This window comes from Massilia timonae CCUG 45783 (genome assembly GCF_000315425.1).
In the GTDB taxonomy this organism is placed as follows: Bacteria; Pseudomonadota; Gammaproteobacteria; order Burkholderiales; family Burkholderiaceae_D; genus Telluria; species Telluria timonae.
In genome coordinates this window covers 312473-334554 of record NZ_JH992926.1, presented here as the reverse complement: position 1 = coordinate 334554, position 22082 = coordinate 312473, and the positions used below count along the sequence as shown (strand labels likewise).

At 59.1% G+C, this 22082-nt stretch carries 20 protein-coding genes and 1 pseudogene; 9 read left to right on the top strand and 12 right to left on the bottom strand.

What is annotated here, in order from left to right:
- The first annotated feature begins 50 nt into the window (after positions 1 to 50).
- The 3 genes from HMPREF9710_RS24275 (at position 51) to HMPREF9710_RS24270 (ending at position 2789) form a co-directional block, all read left to right on the top strand.
- A complete protein-coding gene (locus tag HMPREF9710_RS24275; RefSeq protein ID WP_005670894.1) occupies positions 51 to 1553 on the top strand; it encodes a calcium-binding protein in 1503 nt (500 codons plus the stop codon).
- A 139-nt stretch (positions 1554 to 1692) separates the two neighbouring features.
- Positions 1693 to 2259, top strand: a complete 567-nt coding sequence (locus HMPREF9710_RS28970) for a c-type cytochrome (protein WP_081590007.1) — start codon at positions 1693 to 1695, stop codon at positions 2257 to 2259.
- Between the two features lie 80 nt (positions 2260 to 2339).
- Complete coding sequence (locus tag HMPREF9710_RS24270; protein ID WP_005670891.1) at positions 2340 to 2789, top strand: DUF305 domain-containing protein; 450 nt, start codon at positions 2340 to 2342, stop codon at positions 2787 to 2789.
- Positions 2790 to 3101: 312 nt separating this feature from the next.
- On the opposite strand, the gene HMPREF9710_RS24265 is transcribed toward HMPREF9710_RS24270, so the two are convergent.
- The 8 genes from HMPREF9710_RS24265 to HMPREF9710_RS24230 form a co-directional block, all read right to left on the bottom strand.
- Positions 3102 to 3545 (bottom strand): YybH family protein, encoded by a 444-nt coding sequence (locus tag HMPREF9710_RS24265; protein WP_005670889.1) that lies wholly within the window; start codon positions 3543 to 3545, stop codon positions 3102 to 3104.
- Positions 3546 to 3570: 25 nt separating this feature from the next.
- On the bottom strand, positions 3571 to 4509 hold the full coding sequence (locus HMPREF9710_RS24260; protein ID WP_005670887.1) for a CopD family protein: 939 nt from the start codon (positions 4507 to 4509) through the stop codon (positions 3571 to 3573).
- 1 nt (position 4510) lies between these two features.
- A complete protein-coding gene (gene copC / locus HMPREF9710_RS24255; RefSeq protein WP_005670885.1) occupies positions 4511 to 4876 on the bottom strand; it encodes a copper homeostasis periplasmic binding protein CopC in 366 nt (121 codons plus the stop codon).
- Between the two features lie 75 nt (positions 4877 to 4951).
- Positions 4952 to 5308 carry a copper-binding protein gene (locus HMPREF9710_RS24250; protein ID WP_005670883.1) on the bottom strand — a complete coding sequence of 119 codons (357 nt, stop codon included), beginning with the start codon at positions 5306 to 5308 and terminating at the stop codon, positions 4952 to 4954.
- 32 nt (positions 5309 to 5340) lie between these two features.
- Positions 5341 to 5784 carry a DUF411 domain-containing protein gene (locus HMPREF9710_RS24245; RefSeq protein ID WP_005670881.1) on the bottom strand — a complete coding sequence of 148 codons (444 nt, stop codon included), beginning with the start codon at positions 5782 to 5784 and terminating at the stop codon, positions 5341 to 5343.
- A 23-nt stretch (positions 5785 to 5807) separates the two neighbouring features.
- Entirely contained in the window at positions 5808 to 7199 is a 1392-nt protein-coding gene (locus tag HMPREF9710_RS24240) for a multicopper oxidase family protein (protein ID WP_005670879.1), read from the bottom strand.
- 18 nt (positions 7200 to 7217) lie between these two features.
- Positions 7218 to 8585, bottom strand: a complete 1368-nt coding sequence (locus HMPREF9710_RS24235) for a TolC family protein (protein WP_005670877.1) — start codon at positions 8583 to 8585, stop codon at positions 7218 to 7220.
- Positions 8586 to 9119: 534 nt separating this feature from the next.
- Complete coding sequence (locus tag HMPREF9710_RS24230; RefSeq protein WP_040778120.1) at positions 9120 to 9548, bottom strand: hypothetical protein; 429 nt, start codon at positions 9546 to 9548, stop codon at positions 9120 to 9122.
- Positions 9549 to 10045: 497 nt separating this feature from the next.
- Between HMPREF9710_RS24230 and fdx the strand changes: the two genes are divergently transcribed.
- The 3 genes from fdx (at position 10046) to HMPREF9710_RS24210 (ending at position 13053) form a co-directional block, all read left to right on the top strand.
- On the top strand, positions 10046 to 10384 hold the full coding sequence (fdx, locus tag HMPREF9710_RS24225; protein WP_005670870.1) for an ISC system 2Fe-2S type ferredoxin: 339 nt from the start codon (positions 10046 to 10048) through the stop codon (positions 10382 to 10384).
- Between the two features lie 69 nt (positions 10385 to 10453).
- Positions 10454 to 12871: a heavy metal translocating P-type ATPase gene (locus HMPREF9710_RS24215; protein ID WP_371855239.1), complete on the top strand. Its 2418-nt coding sequence runs from the start codon at positions 10454 to 10456 to the stop codon at positions 12869 to 12871.
- On the top strand, positions 12868 to 13053 hold the full coding sequence (locus HMPREF9710_RS24210) for a hypothetical protein (protein ID WP_040778113.1): 186 nt from the start codon (positions 12868 to 12870) through the stop codon (positions 13051 to 13053). The genes HMPREF9710_RS24215 and HMPREF9710_RS24210 overlap by 4 nt, the downstream gene beginning before the upstream one ends.
- Before the next feature lie 104 nt (positions 13054 to 13157).
- Here HMPREF9710_RS24210 and HMPREF9710_RS24205 read toward each other — a convergent pair whose 3' ends face one another.
- A complete protein-coding gene (locus tag HMPREF9710_RS24205) occupies positions 13158 to 13691 on the bottom strand; it encodes a hypothetical protein (protein ID WP_157225732.1) in 534 nt (177 codons plus the stop codon).
- Positions 13692 to 14019: 328 nt separating this feature from the next.
- Here HMPREF9710_RS24205 and HMPREF9710_RS24200 point away from each other — a divergent pair, with 328 nt between their 5' ends.
- Both HMPREF9710_RS24200 and HMPREF9710_RS24195 read left to right on the top strand, forming a co-directional pair.
- Entirely contained in the window at positions 14020 to 15099 is a 1080-nt protein-coding gene (locus HMPREF9710_RS24200) for a DNA-binding protein (RefSeq protein WP_005670865.1), read from the top strand.
- Between the two features lie 1384 nt (positions 15100 to 16483).
- Positions 16484 to 17578 carry a tyrosine-type recombinase/integrase gene (locus HMPREF9710_RS24195; RefSeq protein ID WP_229409929.1) on the top strand — a complete coding sequence of 365 codons (1095 nt, stop codon included), beginning with the start codon at positions 16484 to 16486 and terminating at the stop codon, positions 17576 to 17578.
- Positions 17579 to 17717: 139 nt separating this feature from the next.
- On the opposite strand, the pseudogene HMPREF9710_RS24190 reads toward HMPREF9710_RS24195, so the two are convergent.
- Together HMPREF9710_RS24190 and HMPREF9710_RS24180 are read right to left on the bottom strand one after the other, a co-directional pair.
- Positions 17718 to 18805 (bottom strand): annotated as a pseudogene (locus tag HMPREF9710_RS24190) (IS3 family transposase).
- 92 nt (positions 18806 to 18897) lie between these two features.
- A protein-coding gene (locus HMPREF9710_RS24180) for an IS3 family transposase (protein WP_229409704.1) occupies positions 18898 to 20456 on the bottom strand; the annotation gives its coding sequence in 2 pieces (ribosomal slippage) (positions 18898 to 19994 and positions 19994 to 20456; 1560 coding nt in all).
- Positions 20457 to 20583: 127 nt separating this feature from the next.
- Here HMPREF9710_RS24180 and HMPREF9710_RS24170 point away from each other — a divergent pair.
- The gene (locus tag HMPREF9710_RS24170; protein WP_051205187.1) at positions 20584 to 20883 is read left to right on the top strand and encodes a PRC-barrel domain-containing protein; all 300 of its coding nucleotides are present in this window, start codon (positions 20584 to 20586) and stop codon (positions 20881 to 20883) included.
- 94 nt (positions 20884 to 20977) lie between these two features.
- Here HMPREF9710_RS24170 and acuI read toward each other — a convergent pair whose 3' ends face one another.
- Complete coding sequence (acuI, locus tag HMPREF9710_RS24165) at positions 20978 to 21967, bottom strand: acrylyl-CoA reductase (NADPH) (RefSeq protein ID WP_005670857.1); 990 nt, start codon at positions 21965 to 21967, stop codon at positions 20978 to 20980.
- Positions 21968 to 22082 lie beyond the last annotated feature (115 nt).

Here is a 22082-nt window from a genome sequence, read left to right as displayed (position 1 = left end):
CGACTGTAGCCCCTTTTTGGAACAAGTATTGCATTCAAGGAGAGCAGATTATGGCAAATAACATGAACAGGGCAAAGGATGCACAGGATGCGGGCGCCCGGGCATTGGAGCGGGTTGGAGCACAGCACGCAAAACGTGATGGCATCTCTTTTGATTTCGACGCTGGTAGCGCCCCTTATGACTATGCAATCCGTGTCGGCACTGGCGCAGTCAATACATTGTCGGGCAGCGAAACGCGTGATTATCTGTGGGGCCTGGGCGGCGATGATGCGCTCGATGGCGGTGCTGGTGAAGACAATCTCTTCGGGGACGCAGGCGCCGATCTGCTCGTCGGCGGCGATGGTGGCGACCGGATGATGGGAGGGATGGGTAATGACCGGTTGTATGGAGGTGCTGAAGCAGACGGTCTGATGGGAGGAGCGGGTAACGACTTGCTTGACGAGGGCGAGGGCCATGGCGACCTCAACGGCGGCGCCGGCGACGACATCCTGATCGGGGGCTTGGGCGCGGACGCTTTCATGATCTCGCCCGACAGCGGCAATGACGTCATTCGCGACTTCACTGCTGGGCCAGGAATGTTCGATCACCTCGCGATCAACGGCCTGAGCTGGGCGGACCTTTCGTTTGCCGACACTCCCGACGGTGTCAAGATCAGCTGGGACGGCGGTTCGGTGCTCATGAATGGAGTGACAAAGGCGGATTTATCGCAAGACGATTTCATGTTTGCCGAGTCTCCTGAGCTTCCACCCTCCTCACGCCCGGCTGACGCTCCTACGCCTGAGCGGCCGACTATGAGCGAAGAAGGACCTGTGATTAACGGTTCGGACAGAAGCAATCCAGCGTTTGATCGCATCGCTGATGCAATGTTAAGGCGTGATACACCGGTGCAGTTCGGCTTTACCGGTGATGAAACCTACAGGGTGAAAGTAGGTACGGAGGTCGCAGACACCTTCGATGGGGCCGAGACATGGGATCACTTTTTTGGTCGCGATGGCAACGACCAGCTCTTCGGCAATGGTGGTGACGATATCCTCCAAGGCGACGCAGGCGACGATAGCCTGGAAGGTGGCGCAGGGTCTGATAGGCTCGACGGCGGGATGGGTAATGACCAACTTGACGGTGGCGATGCGGAAGACGAGGTCATGGGAGGGGACGGTAACGACGTCATCGATGCGGGCGCTGGTCACGACATGATTGAAGGCGGCATGGGTAACGATACCATACGCGGCGGTACTGGCGCAGACGCATTCATGGTCATGCCTGACAGCGGTAACGATGTCGTACTTGACTTCGAAGCGCGTGGTGCTGCCCAAGGGGCTTTCGATCACATCGCATTCATCGACATCATGCCAGACCAGGTATCTGTCCAGGATGCGACGGCTGGTGCCTTGATCTCGTGGGACACGAATGGGGATGGCGCGGCGGACGGTTCGGTCTTGCTGCAGGGTGTCTATATGGCGGATCTACGCCAGTCCGACTTCATGTTTAATGAAGAGCCTGCCTTTATCGCTGGGGTAAGTACGGTTGGCTCTAATTACGTCTTCCCGCTGTAAGGCCAGACGCCTTGCATGAGCTGTCAGTGACATCTTAGGCATCTTTTAATGCTTTAGATGTCACTGCTTAAAATTGCTATTAGCGTAGTATCGGGGAAGGTAAAAACACAACTTAAGTTTCCGTTCTTTGAGGTGACTGATGGTGGCATTGAAAACATTGCTTCTGGCGGCCGTGATAGTAATTGCCGCTGGATTCGCGTTTATATACTCTGGCTTATATAATATTGCGGCAAATGATATGCATACGGCGCCAGTCCGTTGGGCGCTTGAAACTACGCGCAACCAGTCAATTGATCGTCGTGACGACAGTATAAGGGTCCCTGCCGATCTCGCTGACATGCGACGAATCGAGAACGGCGCGAGGTCGTACGCAGCAATGTGCCAGATATGTCATCTCGGGCCTGGTGTCGAGCCAACGCCAATACACCTTGGGTTAAATCCGCAACCACCTTTATTTACCAAAGAAAATAGCCATCAGTCAGACGAGAGTTTGTTTTGGATTATAAAGAACGGTATCAAGATGACAGGGATGCCTGCGTGGGGAGCGACACACAGCGATAAAGAGCTATGGGATATCGTTGCTTTTCTCAAGAAGCTCCCTGAATATTCAATCGAGCAGTACGAAGATCTTAGTGGTCGCGCGGAGCACAACAGTAACCCGAGTTCGACACATGCGAATGGAGATTCCCCCGCTCATTCGCACTAGCAGTTTATTCCATAAAAAGCACTCGCACTGATGAATCTTCGAGCCTGAAGATTTTTTCACTCAACATGACAGGAGTAGCCATGAATAGTTATTTGCGGTTCGGTACGATGATTGCAGCATCTACGGTGGTAATGTTTGGCTTGATGTATTTGAACGTCTATGAGTCGGCGCATATATTTTTCAGCGAAACTCGGCTGTATATGGCCTTAGTGATGGGCGCGGCAATGGCGGTAGTTATGCTCGGATTTATGCTCGGCATGTACTCAAATAATAGGCTCAATGTAGGTATCTTTGTCGGCAGCATCGTATTGTTTGCGGTGGCGTTATGGCTGGCACGCAGTCAGAGCACAGTCGATGACGTGTCTTGGATGAAGGCAATGATTCCTCACCATTCGATTGCGATCTTGACCAGTGAGCGAGCGAATATTTCCGATCCACGCGTGCAGAAACTCGCTGATCAAATCGTCGAATCGCAGAGGAGGGAAATAGCGGAGATGAAAGCTCTTATTCTAGAGCTTGAGGGAAAATGAAACGCTGCGAGATCTGAATTTTTTGCCAAAAAAATATGTGTAAGACACCGTCGAGACACGGAATGTCTTTGTTCAGGTCCAATTTTTAAAAACGGAAGTGATTCGAGGCAAACGAGGAGATAGAGCGCGGTAGAGGCTGATTTTCAGGTAAGCGCCATCTTGTTGTGCGTTGCGTACATCGCTGCGCGCGTATCACAACAGGGGACATCTGATGCTGAGTTCACTGTGTTTTGCTGGATTCGCCGTCAGATTTCGCTGTACAAGCGAGGAGCAATGCTCCTCGTTTCGAAGTATCAGGCGCAAGGCTTGCGATTACTTAGCCTTCCTAGAGGACCAATGCACGTGCACGATGGACCAGATATCGCCCTTCTTTTCGAGGACCGCCGTGCCTGTTCCGAATACGTGCACTGGTTTGCCTTTAGAAGTGCCCGTGGTTTCAGTTTCCTCCCACACGACGGCAGTATTGCCATCGATGCGTTCGGTCTGCTTCAGTACCTTCCGCGTCGAGTTCTTTGCGAATTCCATGTCGCCGCCCAGATGATGGCTCGCATATTCATCGCGCGAACGCTCGACGTAGCCCGATTCATAGATCGCAATTTCCGGGGACAGCAGGCTGAGTGCTTTCGCCTTGTCGCCGCTCGTGAGGGCATCATGGAAGGCTGCGAGCGCCTCTTTCGGTGACGCCGCCAGACTCGCTGCGGAGACCGCGAAGAGTGCAGCGCTCAGGACGAGCGCTGGAATGGTTTTCTTTTTCATTATTATTCCTTGGAAGATGAAGTCCTCACGACGCCGTCGGCGGTGAGGTGGAACTCAGGACGGCTGCTGCGACGAGTACGGCCACCAGGATGCATGCCTCGACCTGAAGGATGAGAGCAAACCTCCCATCGGCGCCGCCTTCCGGCTTTGGCTTGCGCAGTTGTGCCAGCAACTGGGGCATCACGACGAACCGGTTCAGGCCACCCAGTGCCGCTGCGGACAGCACCAGTCCGATCTTGATGAGCAGGGTCGTCCCATAGGGATTGCCGAATGCGTTCTCGAAGCTTCCCAGTCCGCGCCAGGCGCTCAGCACACCCGTGATGAAGATGCCGACGAGGGCGACGGTAGCCGATGTCGACAGCGACTTCACGAAGCGTGCGCATTCGCCGCGGTTCTTCGACTCCCATTCAGGCTGGGTGCGCAGCGTGACCAGGCCGGCCACGATGACTTCGCCGATCCAGATGCTGATCAACACGAGGTGGACCCAGTCGACGAGCACAGCCCAGGTGAAGTCGCCAGCGGCGCCGGCGTGGCTCACCATGCTGCGCGAATAGAGCAGTACGCCCAGGGCAACCGCACGCACCAGCGCGGCTGCGGCACCCGGCCGTTCGCCATGGTGTGCCCGGAGGGTGAAGACAACGACGAGCAGCGCCGCTGCGCCGATCATCCAGGCGAGTCCGTAATGCGTCGCGGTGATGACGGACCGCACTGCGGGAAAAGCCTCGCTTATCGGAACCTCCGCCATAGATGCCGCTTCGAGCCACAGGACCGCGCCATACGCCACCGCTGCCGCCGAGACCGTAAGAAGCATGAGCTTGCGCAGTCGCGGAACCATGCCGATGCCCCATGCCGACCGTGCGCTGCGCAGCCAGATATGGGCTGCACTGGCGCCGACAAGTATGGCCATCGACAGGTTCAGGACGACCGTGACGAAGCGTTGTGCCAGTGCGAGGTCAGCCTCCATGTCACTTTACCCGGAAGTCGAATTGGCCTTTGACCTTGTGACCGTCCCGTGTAACCGTGGACCATTGAACCCGCCAGGCCCCGGAGTGCAGGGCCGGAACGGTGGCGACCAGCACCTTGGGATTCGCATCGTCGAGGGCTGTCTTGCTTGCCTCGACGACCGCGCCTTTCTCGTCAACCAGTTTGACCTTGCTGAATGGCAGCTCAAGTTGCTCGCTGAACTGCAGGCGCACTTGCGAAGGCGCCGGGCTCACTATCGCATTCGCTTGTGGCGACGACGACTCGAGTTTGGCGTGTGCGGACGCGGCGGAAGTCGCCACCAGTCCGGCTACCGCTACTGCCGCTGCAAAGAAAGATTTGATTTTCATGCTGGTCTCCTGGGAGGCTCGCCAAACGCGGTTCAAGCGTACCGAGCCTCCGGTTGATGGATGGGCTCGGTGGGCTTACTGGGCCGCCTGGAGCTGGACGATCGTGACCGCGCCGTTGACGCGGTCGGCTGCGAACTTGACCTTGTCGCCCGCCTTTACCTGGTCCAGCATGGCCGGGTCTTTAACCCGAAACACCATGGTCATCGCTGACATGTTGAGGTTCTTCAATTCGCCATGGCGCAGCGTGATTTTGCCGGCTTCCTTGTCGATCTTCTTGACTTCGCCATCGGTGAGTTCAGCCGTCGCCGGCGCCGCGTGGCCAGCATGAGCGTCATGAGCACCATGGGCGCTGTGCGCGCCGTTCTGGGCGGTGGCAACGGACGCTGCGGCGGCCAGGGTGATTGCGAGAGTCAGTTTCGAGAGTGCGTTCATGTTCATTCCTTTCGTTCGTGAGGAAATACTGTTCAGTTGTAGTGCTTGAATACTTTGGTACTGCCGTCGGCCTGTACCAGCAGGACGTTGTACGGATCCTTGCGCGGGCCCTCCATGCCCGGAGAGCCGAGCGGCATCGCGGGAACTGCCAGCCCTTTTGCCTTGGGCTTCTCGGCAAGGAGGCGCTTGATGTCGCTGGCAGGGACGTGGCCTTCGATGGCATAACCGCCTACCATCGCGGTATGGCAAGAGCCGAGTTCATTCGGGATCCCGCCACGTTCGCGGTAGTCCGAAGGATTGTCGACGTTGGCCACCCTAGTCTGGAAGCCGTTCGTTTTCAGGTGCTCCACCCAAGCGGTGCAGCACCCGCACGAGGCGCTCTTGAAGACGTCGATAACCGGTGCGGCCGCCATTGCGAGCGCCGGAGCGCACAATGCAGCGGCGAGCGCGATCTTGCTTGCTAGTCGTCGGATCATGGGTTCGTCCTTTCCTGTTGCGATCAGTGATGACCCTTGTGGCTGGTCGGCTTGCGGACGGTGACTTCGACGTCCCCAGGCTTGGCAGCGGGCATCGCCTGGCCGCCCGCGCTCTGGCTGCGCACTGCGGCCGGCGGCTCGCCTTTCCACTCGTAGGCGACGGTGCCGGCGGGGTGCTTGTACCAGCCCGGGTCCTTGTAGTCGCCCGGCTTCTGGTCCTTGCGCACCTTGAGCACGGTGAACATGCCGCCCATCTCGACGCCGCCGAAGGGACCCTGGCCGGTCATCATCGGCAGGGTGTTCTCCGGGAGCGGCATTTCCATGTCGCCCATCGAGCCGCCTTTCTCGCCCATCACCATGTAGTCGGGCACGAGCTTCGTGATTTTCTCGGCGACGCCGCGGTGGTCGACGCCGATCAGGTTCGGCACGTCGTGTCCCATCGCGTTCATGGTGTGGTGCGACTTGTGGCAGTGGAAGGCCCAGTCGCCCGGCTCGTCCGCGATGAACTCGATGGCGCGCATCTGGCCCACGGCGATATCGGTCGTCACTTCCGGCCAGCGCGACTCCGGACGGGTCCAGCCGCCATCGGTGCCGGTGACCTCGAACTCATGGCCATGCAGGTGGATTGGGTGGTTCGTCATCGTCAGGTTACCGGCGCGGATGCGCACGCGGTCGCCCTGGCGCACGTTCATGGTGTCGATGCCTGGGAAGGCGCGGCTGTTGAAGGTCCAGATGTTAAAGTCGAGCATCTCGTTCACGCGCGGCGTGTAGCTGCCCGGCTCGATGTCGTAAGCGTTGAGCAGGAACACGAAATCGCGGTCGACGCGGTGGTGGGCCGGATTCTTCGGGTGCGTGACCCAGAATCCCATCATGCCCATCGCCATCTGGACCATTTCGTCGGCATGCGGGTGGTACATGAAGGTGCCAGGGCGCCGGGCGACAAACTCGTAGACGAAGGTCTTGCCCGGCTGGATGCCCGGCTGATTCAGGCCTGTGACGCCATCCATCCCGTTCGGCAGGCGCTGGCCGTGCCAGTGGATACTGGTGTGCTCCGGTAGCTTGTTGGTGACAAAAATACGCACATGGTCACCTTCGACCACTTCGATGGTCGGCCCCGGGCTCTGCCCGTTGTAGCCCCACAGGTTCGCCTTCATGCCGGGCGCGATCTCGCGCACGACCGGTTCGGCGATCAGGTGGAACTCCTTGACGCCATTGTTCATTCGCCAGGGCAGCGACCAGCCGTTCAGGGTAACGACGGGGTTATACGGCCTGCCGTTGGGCGGCGGCGGTGGCGGCTGCGTGGCGGCGCTGGTCATGACCGGGGCTTCCGGGAGGGTGGCCGCGCCAGCGCGGCTGACCAGTCCGGCGCCGACCAGGGCGGCTGCGCCAGTGAAAAAATCTCGACGAGAACTCATTGCTGATTCAATCCTTGTTTAATGTTCGGCGGCGGCTTCGGTGGACGCGGCGGAGGAAGCCATGGAGAGCGACGAACCGCCGCTGCCGCTGATGGCGGCCTGCAGATCCGTTTCCGCGATCCAGAAATCACGCTGGGCATCGATGGCCGCGTTCACGCCCGCTATCTGTGCGCGTGCGTCGGCCAGCAGTTCGAACACGCTCATGAGCATGCCGTTGTAGCGAAGCAGACTCTCTTCGGAGATCTTCTTGCGCAGTGGTACCAGCTCATCGCGGTGCTGCCTGGCGACGTCATAGGTGGTCCGGTAAGCTGAATACGCTTCGCGGACCTGCGACCGGGCATTGATGGCGGTATCGGCGGTGCGGTGGACCGATTGCATGTACAGCGCCTCGGCCTTTGCGACACGTGCGCCTCCCCAGTCGAAGATCGGCAGGGCGAGCTCGATCTCGTAACCGTTCTCACGTGGCGCGCCGGATGTGCTCTTGTTGACGTAGCCAGCGTCGAGCACGTTGATGACGCCGGTTGCCTTCGTCAGTCCCAGGGCGCGCGCGGTCGACTCGGTCCCAAGCTTTGCCAGGCGCACATCGAGGCGCTGCTGCATGGCGAGCGACTCGATATTGCCTGCCTCACGTGGCGCCGCCGGCAGCTCCGGCAGCTTGTCGGGAAGCTGGAACGTCGTGTTCTCTCCCCACACACCCATCAGCCGCGCAAGCTGCTCGCGCGCAGCGGTCGCATTGTGGCGCGCGCGCGCAAGCTGGGTCGAGGCTTCGCTCGAGAATGCCTGTTCGCGCGCCTGGTCAAGGGCACTCAGGTGTCCGACCTTGGTCATGCGTTGCGCCAGCTCGGCACTCGCGCCGGCCGCCTCGCGGACCTGCTCTGCGTAGCGCGCCGACTGCACAGCGGCAACAGCATTGAAGTAGGCCTTGCGAGTGTCAAGCGCGAGCCGGACCGCTTCGGTTGCCGCGACCAGCTTGGCGCTCTCGAAGCGGCGCGACTCGATATCGCGGCGGATCGGAATGGTCACCAAACCGACGAGATCGAACATGACGCTGCGTTCGATCTCCGTTTCGCCGCCGCCGGACATGCGGCCAAAACTGAAACCTGGATTAGCCATTCGGCCCGCCTGCACCAGGTCCGCCTCGGCGACACCCAGCTCGGCGAGCGAGGCGCGCAGGCCCCGGTTGTTGATCAGGGCAATGCGAACGGCACTGTCGGCGGTGAGCGGCTGTTTCAGCAATTGGTTCAGCTCGTCCTGGATGGCCGCGCCATTGGCATTCGTCTTGGGCAGGCGAACGTCCTGGCCGGTGCGCTCGGCGGTCAAGGATGAGACTGCGTCCAGGCCGCCGTCCTTGGAGAACGTCGCGCAACCGCTCAACGCGAGGGCCATGGCAGCTGCCGCGACGGCACGCATTGTGGGAATTGAAAGCTTTGTTGTCATTATGTGTTCGGCTTAATGATGTTTGCTGTGATCCACAGGCGCAGGACTGGCCGGCTTCGCTGGCGACGTGGGCGCTGGTGCGGACGGAGCCGGCGCTTCTTTATGGCCGTGGTGATTCTGTTCACCGCCGTGGGCACCATGTCCCGCGTGTCCCGGCGCTCCGGCAACGGCATCGTTTGCGGCGCGCCAGGATTTGTCAGGCGTGGCCTGGTCGGCCTGCGGCGCCGGCGAAGATCTGGTGATGACCGATTCGTACACGGTCGGTGGCACTGCGACGGCGGGGTCTGCAGGGTCTGGCAGCGGACGGGATTGCTGGGCGTGCGCGTACATCGGCAGGACCAGCAAGGCGCCTATAGCGGCGGCCAAAAGCTTGGAGGTCATGGACAATCCTCAAAATCGGTAACAGGGCGTGCACGGGCACGCACGAGTGCTCAAGAGCGACGACGGCGCCGCCAAAGGACAGCGGGTCAGCTCTTGTTACGATTAAGCGGATTGGTGCCGGGGAGGGCGTTGAGGGCCGTCCTGGATGAAGCCAACGGCGAAGGCCGCAGGAGCAACGACGACTGCGTTGGAGCCGTCGAAAGCCGGGACAGCGAAATGAGTGGAGGGTGGCGCGACGGCGCCCAGGCAGAACGCGGAGCACGCACTGCAGGTGGAGTGCGGCTTTTTACCTGCCTTGGAGTCTGCCGGATCGGCGTCGACCAGGGAGTCGTCCGACTGGCTTGCATGCTCGCCACCGTGATGAGCGTGCGCATCGGCCATGTGCTCGTGGGACTGCATGCCCGGATCAATCGAAATCTGGCTGGACTGCTGGTGAGCCGGGCCGCACGACATACGGTTGGCCGCAAGCGCGTGCAGCGGAAGCACGGCCAGCAGGAGCCAAACCAGAAATGTCTTGAGTGCGCGGTTCATAGGTGTCGCGAGTATAGCACGACATTTTTTGGCCTGAAGCAGCTCTTAAGGCTGACTAAAGTCAGGGCGACAGGTACGCCGCATTGGCGAGATATGCAAACAGGGTGCGTCAGCGCACAGCATGGGTCGTCGGACTTCTTCCAGAATCGGAAATGGACGCGCAGTGTTTTCCTACGTCGCACGCGGCGCCGCTTCACCCTGGAAGGCATGCCGCTACCTGCGCCTTCGTTCAGCGGAAATTCCGCTTGACCTTTCCATCATTGGAAGGTTTACAGTGGAATAGTCCACTTTCCGGAGGCGTTTTATGTATGAATCCACCCGTCGCGAGGCCCACAGCTCAGACAAGCGCGTGGCCGCAATGCCAAGTACAGGCCTGCGCGACTTCGCGCGTGCGAAGCAGGCAGGGAGTGCCCTTTCCGATTCGGACGAGACGCCAGTGACACCACGCTGTCTGTTCTGCCGGTACCGCAGTCCAGGTGCCGGAAAGGAGTTGGCACATGTCTAGAATTACTGTGTTACCGCATCCTGAGTGCGCGCCTTCCGGCGCATCGATCGTGGCCGCTCCCGGCACCAGCATTTGCGACGCGCTGCTGGAGAATGACGTCGACATCGAGCATGCATGCGGCAAGGTTGGTGCCTGCACGACGTGTCACGTCATCGTAAGGGAGGGATACTCGTCCCTCGTCCAAGCGAGCGAGGATGAGGAAGACATGCTCGACCGGGCATGGGGCGTGGAGCACTTGTCCCGGTTGTCGTGCCAGGCCATTGTCGCGGAGGCGGATCTTACGGTCGAGATCCCACGGTATTCCCTGAATCACGCCAAGGAAAACGGATAGACATCACAGGTCGCGCACCGCTTGCGACAGGCGGGCCGCGCGAGGACAATGGTTTTTACTGGAGCTGCCATGAAACATGAAGTGCATGATCACGTCGGTCACCAGCAGAAGGGCCACGAATGCCACCACGCGCACGGGCATCATGCCGTCGACGCCTCCGGTGCAAGCATGGCCGGTGCATCCCAACATCATCCGACTGCTGCGTCCGATAAGCCCTATACCGATCCCGTATGCGGGATGAACGTTGCCGACCGGCCGGATCGGCGCGTCGAGCACGACGGCGTCCTCTATCACTTCTGCAGCGTGAAGTGCATGGACAGGTTTCGCGCCGATCCCACCAGCTATACGGAGAAAGGCGCCCCCGCGGCTATGCCCGAGGCGCCGCCAGGGACGATCTACACCTGCCCGATGCATCCGGAAATCCAGCAAGCCACCCCGGGTAATTGTCCGATATGCGGAATGTCCCTGGAGCCGATGCTGCCGTCGCTGGAGGATGAAGAGAATCCGGAACTGGAGGACTTCCGCCGTCGTTTCCGGTGGACGCTGCCGCTGACGGTCGTCGTCACCATCCTGGCGATGGCAGGGCACCGGATCTTCAGCGGAGGCCTTGCTTACCAGAGCTGGATCGAGCTCGTCCTCAGCACGCCGGTCGTCCTGTGGGCCGGGTGGCCTTTCTTTGTCCGTGGTGCGCAGTCGTTCAAGAATCGCAGCCCCAATATGTGGACCTTGATCAGTATCGGGGTCGCCGCGGCGTATGGTTACAGCCTGGTTGCGACCGTGTTCCCGGGCCTGTTTCCGTCGAACTTCGCGATGCACGGCCGTATCGGCGTCTACTACGAGGCCGCCGCCGTCATCGTTTCGCTGACCCTGCTCGGTCAGATCCTCGAGCTGCGTGCACGCTCGCAGACATCGGCTGCGATCAAATCCTTGCTCGGCCTTGCGCCGAAAACGGCCAGGCGGATCCGCGCCGATGGCACCGAGGAAGACATCGAGCTTTCGCACGTCCACATCGGCGATTCGCTGCGGGTCAGGCCTGGCGAGAAGGTGCCGGTCGACGGGGTGGTCCTGGAGGGCGAAAGCGCGGTGGACGAAGCCATGCTCACTGGCGAGCCGCTACCGGTGACGAAGCGCCCCGGCGACAAGGTCATCGGCGCAACCATCAACACGAGCGGCAGTCTCGTCATTCGCTCCGAGCGCGTGGGATCGCAGACCATGCTGTCCCAGATCGTGCAGATGGTCGCGCAGGCGCAACGTTCGCGGGCGCCCATGCAGCGCCTGGCCGACGTGGTGGCCGGCTATTTCGTCACCGTCGTCGTGGCCGTCGCGCTGCTTACCTTGATCGGTTGGGGGCTGTTCGGGCCCGAGCCCAGCTGGGTCTACGGCTTCGTAAACTCCGTTGCGGTCCTGATCATCGCCTGCCCGTGTGCATTGGGCTTGGCGACGCCGATGTCGATCATGGCCGCGACAGGCCGCGCCGCCACCCAGGGCGTGCTGTTCCGCGATGCCGCGGCGATCGAAGCGATGCGCAAGGTCGATACGTTCATCGTCGACAAGACCGGCACGCTCACGGAAGGGAAACCTGCGTTCGACCGGGCGATCGCTGCCCCCGGGTTCCAGGAAGTCGATGTTCTACGGATCGCGGCAAGTATCGACCAGGGGAGCGAGCACCCGCTGGCACACGCCATCGTCGCGGAAGCACGCAGGCGGAATCTGCCGCTGCACAAGCCTGAAACCTTCGAATCGTCCAGTGGGATCGGTGTACGGGGCATAGTGCAGGGCGAGCGGGTTGCGTTGGGCAATACGGCGCTCATGGACACCGAAAAGGTCGACTGGACGCCACTACAGAAGGCCGCGGAAGAGCTTCGACAAGTCGGTGCAAGCGTCATGTACCTGGCACTTCAGGGAAAGCTTGTCGGCCTGATCGCGGTGTCTGATCCAGTCAAGGCGACGACGCCGGAAGCGCTGGCGACGCTGCGCGATGCCGGCATGACGGTGGTGATGGCGACCGGAGATGGCGTGACCACGGCGAAGGCGGTCGCGTCGAGGCTCGGGATTTCGGAGGTCTACGGAGAGGTCACGCCACAGGATAAACTGGCCCTGGTCGAAAGGCTGCAGCAACAGGGCAAGGTAGTGGCAATGGCCGGCGATGGCATTAACGATGCCCCGGCGCTGGCGAAAGCGGACGTTGGGATTGCAATGGGTACCGGTACTGACGTCGCCATCAATTCGGCACACGTCACACTCATCAAGGGCGACTTGCGTGCCATTTCGCGATCGCGACTTCTTTCGTTGGAGACTGTGCGCAACATGAGGCAGAATCTCGCCTTCGCCTTTGTTTACAACGCCATGGGAATTCCGCTGGCCGCAGGTCTGCTTTATCCCTTCACCGGGCAGCTACTATCGCCGATGATCGCCGCGCTGGCCATGAGCCTGAGTTCGGTATCGGTGATCGGTAATGCACTGCGCTTGAGGGGAAGTACCACATGAACCTGGTTGTTACGGACGAGATGCGGGATCTGACGGTACTGGTCGGGGTTATCTTTGGCATCATCGCGGCCGGGTTCATCGCTTACGGCGAGGTTCAGCGACGTCGCGGCCGCAAAAGCCGGACGAAAGAAACCAATACGCGTGGCAGAAGGAAGCCTGGCAGGGCCGGCAAGAGCAGGTAGTGCGCAATTTCGCTGATCGTCTGGCTGCGGCGGACTCACAATGTGCTCAGGCGGGCGAGGACCACTCGTCCGGTCGTAAGGTCGGGTCGCTGGAGCCTAGGGGCTTAGCGCACAGCGAGGACCGACTTCCGGATACTCTCGGCCCCAGACGGCATTGCGCCGCACTCAAGCGCTAACTTGTGGAACTCTTCCGCGGCCTCGTGTGGATTAAGCCGAGCTGATCGCACAGCGGCACGTGCAGCAGGAGCCAGGTCGTTGATGTCCCCATAGGTCAAATGCCCGGAGAACGACATGGCCTCCGTGAATTTCGCGACGATATTCGGCGGAAGGGCAGGGCCATAAATGAAGTATTCGAGAAACTTCAGGAAATTCCCATGAGCATAGATTTCAGTACCTGAGATGCCGTTATTCTCGAAAACCTGCTGACGGGATTTCCCGCGCCCTCCTGGATTGCGCTCGGGATCGGTGAAGTATAAAAGCCGCACCTCGGGGATCGCACCGCGTTCCAATAACGACTCGGTCAGGCCTGCCATCGGCATAAGAGACGCACGGAGCTCATCATGCGATGTGTAGCGGAACCTGATTTGGTTCAGGAGATCGGTCTCTCGCTCGGTCAGTTCGATGTCGGGTACTCGCAAACCAGAACCCCCTTACAAGATGAAAAAGCGACCAGCTCGACCTATAGCCTGCTATTGCTGCCTGCCAGTGTAGCAAAGACTAATTTCTTACGGTAGCTGAGCAAAAGGCCTTTGCTTCGTCGATATCTCCATGTTGTGGCTGCAGTTTTAGATCCCGCGGCTGTTAGACGGAGAGTGGCAGCCCGCGACGCTTCTCCAGCCAGCGCTTGAGCATATTCGACATTATAGAAGAACACTCGACATAATGCAAATAATGTCAGAACTATGGAGCAGGGCGCTAGTATTTCAACGGTTTACGTAATATTACGAAACCCTAACGGAGGTCAAAATGCTCGGAAATTCTCAAGTCACCCATTCGATCCAGGAGGACATTGAAGAGCTTCGTCATCGATATCCACGCACTGCGGACCTGTATAGGGAAGCCTGTACGACCATGTTCTTCAGGTACGGCATTACTCCGACCGCAAACTCACTGTATCAACTGGTCCGCAAAGGGAGCATGTCTGTCCCGACTCAGGCCTTACGGGATTTCTGGTCCGAACTTCGCAAACGGGCAAGGGTCGACCTGCAGCACGTGGATCTGCCGGATCAGGTCAAAGAAACCGGTGGCAGGCTGATCAGCGAAATTTGGACCATGGCGCGCGAAGCTGCCAATGCCCAGGTATTAGAGATAAAGCAAAGCTCGCTCGTCGAGCTTGCAGCAGCGCGTGCCGAGAAGGTCCAGTTAGAGCACCAAGCCGCTCAATTATCGGCGTCTCTATCCGAGACCAAAGGGCAAGTTGCAGCAGTTGAGGCAGCGATGGGGACGCTGCAAGAAGAACTCTCTGCTAGCCGGGCAAACCAACTCAAGGCAAGTTCGGAATTAACAGACGCGTACGCGAATCTGCAGCGTGTTCGTGAACAGGTCGACACGATGGCGGAAGCCCATGCTGAGGAGATCAACATGGTTACTGGCCGCATTGTACAAGCGGAGCATCGTTACACCGAGTTAGAAAAACGGATGCTAATCGAGGTAGACAGGGAGCGTACAGCGGCCGTTAAACTACAGAAGCAATTTGACGCCGAGCGCCGGGCTGCAACAGCGCGCGTCGAGGAGATGCAGGCCCAAGTCCAAGAGGCGCAGTTTCGGCTCGCGCGGCAAGGCCAGGAACTTGGATCGTTTCTGACGAGGGCCGAACTGCTGGCCGAGGAACGAGATCGTGCTGTAAGCAATGCGGAGAAGTCAGCAAGCCTTCGCGCCGAGCAGGAAAGTGAACTTGCGGCTGAGCGTGCAAAGGTTGCGGAGCTGCGTAAACAGCTCGAAGCAATGAGCGCGCCATCGAAAACGATCACACGTAAAACGCGCCAGGATCCGGCAGCGCCTGGCCAACGCCGTCGCGTGAAAGGAAAGTCAGGCGACGTCAATTAACGTACTCGAGCCGGTCGAGGCGGTGTGCCGGTCCGCAAGTTCCAGTCCAGGTTATTGAGCATCCTTGGGAAGTAAATTCGTGTGATGGTTGCGCCGAGAAGGATCTAACAACTTTACTTCCCGAAGTCTAACAAATTCACTTCCGAGAGCTACTGGACGGCCAAGTTCAGGCTGCGGAGTCTCGGCGTGTGAGGCAAGGCCAGGAGCTCGCTGGCTATTTGGCGAAGGGTGAACTGTTTGCTGACGAGCGTGACCGAGCGACTAGGCAGGCTGCGGAAGGCGCACTCCAGAGTGCTTAGCTGGACAGCCAACTCGACGCAGAGCGCGCCCGGTGGCCGAACTTCGCATGCAGCTCAAACGAAAGGCGCAGAAAGTGGTATCGGCCGGTCGGGCTTCGGGTCTAGCGCGGGCAGTACTCCCCAGCGGAAATCTGCCCGGGCATGCCAAGCAAGTGCAGACGGCGTTGTACCTAAAGCTAGCGACTTGGCGAGTGGGCCTGGAAAATGTACCTAAACATATAAACTAAGCCTTGAAAAAGACGCCTTTAAACTGAGTCGGTATATTTAGGTATGCTGAGTGTGCAGTTTTAGGTACGAGCACTGGCACGCTGCTGAAAACAGCAGGCTCGGCGCGAGTAATCAGGCCTGCACGTCGATCGGAAGGCTGCCCAGGGAAAACTTCGCATAATCTATATTATGTTAAATGCGCGCCGTGGCGGGCAAGACCACGTGCGTTCAAACGCCGGGGCGCCCAAGCGCTCTAACCCAAATGTATCGGGGTGATATACGCAATCGCATCGGTTTGATGATTTCTGCACCTACCCGATATCGTTGCGTAAGCGACTCCAAGCCGGTCTACACCAACCCGATATCATTGCGTCAAAAAATCGGAGTGTTCGTCTTCTATTTGCCGATGCCTTTGAGTAAAGTCGTCGAAAAATGCCGCCCCGAATAGCATTCTCAGTATTGCATTGGTTCAACCCGACATCATTGGGTAGCTTGTAAGACGGCCTAGAATTACCGGCCATGTGCGAACTCACTGATGATGTTTGGTAACGCCGTAGAAAACTCAAGAAAGCTCGCCATGTGATACGTATAAGTCACGGCAAATTGCACAAATTGATGCGCATTTAGCGCCCAAGCGTTGTCATTGTTCTTTAGGAAGCATATGCGAGTTAGCTTGAAAAATTGCGGTAGCAGGCTAGTAGGGCGATTTATTTATAGGCTGGTAGGAGCCCTGTAGGATGGTGGCACGAAAGACGCACACCTAAGTTATGTGCAGTACCGGTATTTAATGCTTCTCTCGCCCTAAGTTCACCGTAACTCCTGGGATGCAACCAAGGTCTATTAAATGCCAGAAATCTTACTCGACATTAGCATATATATTGTCGAATAAAACTTCGGGTTTCAGTCGATTTGTGAAATGGTCGCGACTACGTCGTTCGCTTGCACGCTTCCTTGACAAGAAAACGACGTTTGACAACTATCGCAAAGAGGCCGAGCGCCTTTTGCTCTGGTCGACCATCCAAATGGGAAAACCCCTGTCCTCGCTCACGCATGAGGACTGGCTCGTGTATCAGGCTTTCCTGCTCGATCCGCAGCCGCGCGAGCGCTGGGTAACAAGCGAAGGCCGCAAGTTTCCTCGTTCGCACCCGGATTGGAAGCCATTTGCAGGTCCCTTATTGCCGGCGAGCCAACGGCAGGCGGGTGTCATCCTCAATTCCATGTTCTCATGGCTGGTCAATGCCGGCTATTTGGCAGGCAATCCGCTGGCATTGTCGCGCGAGCGCAAGCGCCGGCCCCCGCCCCGCGTCACGCGCTATTTGGACGAAGAAATCTGGCGGGCGGTGAAGGACACGGTCGACGCGCTGCCGCGCGAGACCAACAGGGAGCGGGAGCACTACTTCCGATTTCGATGGCTCATATCGCTTTTCTACATATGTGGGCTGCGCATTTCGGAGATCAGCGGCGCAACCATGGGTGCATTCTTCACACGGCGCGATCGTTCTGGCGAACAGCGCTGGTGGCTGGAGGTGATGGGGAAAGGCGACAAGATCAGAATCGTGCCCGCCACTGGCGAGTTGATGGAGGAACTATCCCGTTACCGCCGCGAACTGGGACTGCCGCTTTATCCGATACAAGGGGAGCCGACTCCCCTCCTCCTGCCGATTGGGGGCAAGATGCGCTCCTTGAGTCGGGGTGGCATCCACGAAATTGTGAAGCATCTCTTCGCCGCAACAGGCCAACGGCTCCGGTTGCGGGGCGTCGACTATGCCAACGACGTGCTTCGGGTCGAGCGTGCGTCCGCGCACTGGCTGCGCCATACAGCAGGATCGCACATGGCGAACAACGCGGTCGATCTGCGCCACGTGCGGGACAATCTTGGCCATCAATCGATCAGCACCACCAATACGTACCTCCATTCCTCGGATGACGCTCGGCATGTAGAAACCGAGGAAAAACACAAGATCGGCTGGTGACTGCGTATTTCGGCGAACGTGACCGGTCGTTTCGGCTGAACGTGACCGTTACGCAGTGTGAGGTGTTGCGCGGCTAAATTGTACAAGCATCGATCACGATGGTAATCCCCCCTTTTTTAGAGCACGCTAAAAGTAGGGGTTAAGCGGCGAGCGCCAGTTTCTGTTTTGGCGTAATACCGCCGAGTGCCATGTTGGGCCGGTCGTGATTTTAGGTCCACAGCCAGTTAGTGGCAAATTCCTGTATTTCGTCGAGCGTCTCGAACAGATGATACGCCAGCCAATCGTACCGAACCGTCCTGTTGTAGCGCTCGACGTAGGCGTTTTGTTGCGGCTGCCCAGGCTGGATGAAGTCAATGCGTATGCCGCGTTTTGCGGCCCAGGCTAAGGTCACCGCACTGATGTATTCCGGGCCGTTGTCGCATCGGATGGCTTGTGGCTTGCCTCGCCATTCGATGATCCGGTCGAGCGAGCGTATCACGCGTTCGGACGGCAGTGAGAAGTCGACCTCGATGCCCAGTCCTTCGCGGTTGAAGTCATCGATCACGTTGAACAGACGGATGCTGCGCCCATCGGCGAGCTGGTCGTGCATGAAGTCCATCGACCAGCACTGGTTGATCGCGATCGGTACCGCCAGCGGCAGCGGTTTTTCGCGCACCAGACGATGACGCGGCTTGATGCGCAGGTTCAGCTCGAGCTCGCGGTAAATCCTGTAGACGCGCTTGTGGTTCCATTTGAAGCCTTTAACGTTACGCAGATACAGGAAGCACAGCCCGAAGCCCCAGTTGCGCTGATTGTTCGTCAGTCGCACCAGCCAGTCGGCAATGAGGACGTTTTCCGCGTTCAGCTTGGCCTTGTAACGGTAGCAGGTCTCGCTGATGCCAAATGCCTGGCACGCCAGCGTGACTGTGGCTGACCGCTCCAACACGGCCCATTGCGCCATCTCCCGCCGCTGAGATGGCGCTACCATTTTTTTGTGAGCGCCTCCGCGACGATCTCGGCCTTGAGACGCTCTTCGACGTACATCTTCTTGAGGCGCCGGTTCTCCTCCTCCAGCTCCTTCATCCGTGCCATCAACGAGGCGTCCATGCCGCCGAACTTCGAGCGCCACTTGTAGAACGTGGCGTTGCTGATGCCATGCTCGCGGCACAGCTCCGGTACCGGGCTGCCGGCTTCGGCTTGCTTGAGGATGGCGATGATCTGGCTGTCGGTAAAGCGGGACGTCTTCATGTAGAGCTTTCTGTGTCTTAAGTAGAAAATTCTACTTCTGATCGCGCTCCTTTTGTGGGGGCGGTAGTTGTCAACAAAGATGTCGCGTCAAGTCATGCGGCTTTTCTTAATTGCTCTGGCGGTTTCCGTTCCGGATTCAGCCAGACTTCATCGTTCAATTCCCAGTCCCGAGTAGCCCCACTCCAGCGCTCCGGATGGCGTTGCTTCGCAGCCTCGTAGATCTGCTTGCGGTGGTTCAGGATCGCCGCGTCCCTGCCGTCATGGCGCTGCGCAGGCGTCACGAATTTCAGGCCGCTGTGCTTGTGCTGATGGTTGTACCACTGCACAAATGACAGCGTCCATTGCCGCGCCTTTTCGATACTTTCAAACGGCTTGCTCGGATAGTTCGGCCGGTATTTGCAGGTCCGGAACAGTGACTCGGCGTAGGCATTGTCGTTACTCACACGAGGCCTGCTGAACGACGGCATGATCCCCAGCTTTTCTAACGTCGCCAACATTGTGGAGCCTTTCATCGAACTGCCATTGTCCGAGTGGAGCACCACCTCACGCCCGGCCAGTCCCTCGGCCAAGCTGGCCTTGTGCATCAGCAGCGATGCCATTTCAGCCGACTCGGCGACATTCACTTCGTGCCCGACGATCTTGCGGCTGTAGACGTCAAGTACCATGTACCAGTAAAAATACAAGCCCCGCACTCCGGTCGGCAACCACGTGATGTCCCACGCCCACAAGCGGTTCGGCTCGGTTGCGCAGTGGCTCGTGACGACCCTTGTGCTTGGCTTCTTTGCGCGGCCGCGGTGATGCTGCTGCTTCTCGTCTTTCAAGATCCGGTAGACAGTCGATTCTGATGCCAAATACTCGCCTCGATCAGCCAAGGTCGGCACGATCTGACTAGGCGGACTGCTGGCAAATTCAGGGCTGTTGGCAACCTCCAGAATTCGCTGGCGCTCGTCTTCGCTCAGCTTGTTGGCCGGCGCCACGCGGCGGCTGCCTTTTCGTCCGTCAACCTGGCCGTTATCGCCGTCACCGTCGCGCATCCAGCGCTGATAGGTGCGAAGGCTGATCTCCAAGGCGCTACAGGCCTGTGCACGCCGACACCCGCCGTCGACGGCTTCTTCAACCAGTGCAATCACCTGCTGGCGATCTGGAGTGCCGATCAATCGTCCTCGGGCTCCCCCCAGATCGCCTGGGCTTTTTTTCTGAGAATGATCAGCGCCGCTGCCTCTGCCAGTGCCTTCTCTTTGCGCTGCAAATCCTTCTTCAACTGCTTGATTTCTTTGCGGTCGCTTTTGCTTTGCTCGCGCAGCTCCCGGTTGCGCTCGGCCGGTGCTTCATTGGCCTGCTGACAGGCCTCGCGCCATTCGGCAACCTGCTCGACGAACAAGCCTTTGCCACGACAGTATTGAGCCAGTTCCGCCTCGTTCATGTGTGCCGTTTCCAGCACCACGCCAAACTTGTCGGCCGACGACCACACGACCGCATTCTTTCCATTTCCCGGCACCGGCACTCCCTGAGACTGTAGATTTCGTCGCCAAGTATAAAGTGTCTGTTCCGAGATGCCGCTCTCCTTCGCCAGGGCCGATACCGGCCTGTTCTCCGGTGGCATCATTTGCCGAAGAATGGCTTCCTTGCGTTCTGCTGGGTACTGATTCACTGCGCGTCTTTGCTCCGCCCCCGGATGGATTAAAGTGATTCAAGTGACGCGACATCTATCCTGACAGAGGGGGCTTCTTCAATTTCTTCATAAAGGGCTCCTGTCGGTGCAACTCTACCAAACAAGAGTGTCCGAAAATCTCAGGCTACCTCACGCCAAGCGAGACCTGTTCGGCAAGACGGTGGTCAATGACAAGAACGAAAAGATCGGCAAGGTCGACGACCTGATCATTTCTCCAAGCAAGGCGGGTAACACGCCTGCGGCCTCGTTTGCGATTATCGGTGTGGGTGGGTTCCTGGGCATGGGCAAACGGGAGCTTGCCGTCCCGACGGAGCAGTTGAAGCTCCAAAATAAACAGCTGACCTTGCCTGGGGCGACGAAGGATGCGCTGAAGGCCTTGCCTCCGTTTGTGTACCAGAGCAGGTAACGTTGTCCTTCAGGTAATTTGCGAACTATTTTCCGCAGGGAGGAAGACGAGCTGAACGTGACCGGCACCGCACCACGCAGCCCGTGTGCTTTACTCAGGAATTAACGTTCACCACCAGCCGGCCACGCACCTTCCCGGCGAGCAGCTCCGGCGCATGGGCGAGCGCCTCCGCCAATCCGATTTCCTGCGTAATCGTTTCCAATTTATTGGCGTCCAGTTCGTTCGCCAGCCGCTCCCATGCTGCCACGCGTTTCGGCAGGGGTGCCATCACGCTGTCGATGCCGATCAGCTTGACGCTGCGCAGGATGAATGGCGCAACTGACGCCGGGAAATCCATCCCCTGGGCCAGCCCGCATGCCGTGACGGTGCCGCCATAACGGGTCTGTGCGACCGCATTGGCCAGCGTGTGTGAGCCGACGGAATCGACGACCCCGGCCCAGCGTTCCTTCTGCAGCGGCTTGCCGGGAGCGGACAGTGCCGCGCGATCGATGACCTCGACCGCGCCGAGGGACTTGAGGTAATCGGCCTCGGCCAGCTTACCGGTGGACGCGACCACGCGGTAGCCCCAGCCGGCGAGGATCGCAATCGCAATGCTGCCGACGCCGCCCGATGCGCCGGTCACTAGGATGTCGCCGCTGTTCTTGTCGACACCTTGCTCTTGCAGTGCCATCGCGCACAACATCGCGGTGTAGCCCGCCGTCCCGATTGCCATCGCGGTCCTGGCCGACATGCCCGGCGGCCGTGGGATCAGCCACCCGCCTTTCAGTTTGGCACGCTGCGACAGGCAACCCCAGTGCGATTCGCCGACACCCCAGCCGTTCAGGATGAATTCGTCGCCCGCCTTCCAGTCCGGATGCGACGACGCAATGACCTCCCCGGCCCCATCGATGCCGGGCACCATCGGCCAGCTGCGCACGACAGGCGCCTTGCCTCTGATGGCCAGGCCGTCCTTGTAGTTAATTGTCGAATAGTCGACGCGAACTGTCACATCGCCATCGGCTGGTAACTGCGCGTCGTCGAGCTGGGTAACCTGGGCAGTGGTCGTGCCGTCATCGTTCTTGTTGAGCAGGATTGTTGTGAACATGCTGGATCTCCAAAAGTGCGTGGACCAAAGGCGGGTTCTGATGGGCCTGGATCAAACAAGATACTACACACCTGCCGGCACCGTGATCGTGCCGCCGTTCGATTCAGTGCGCGCT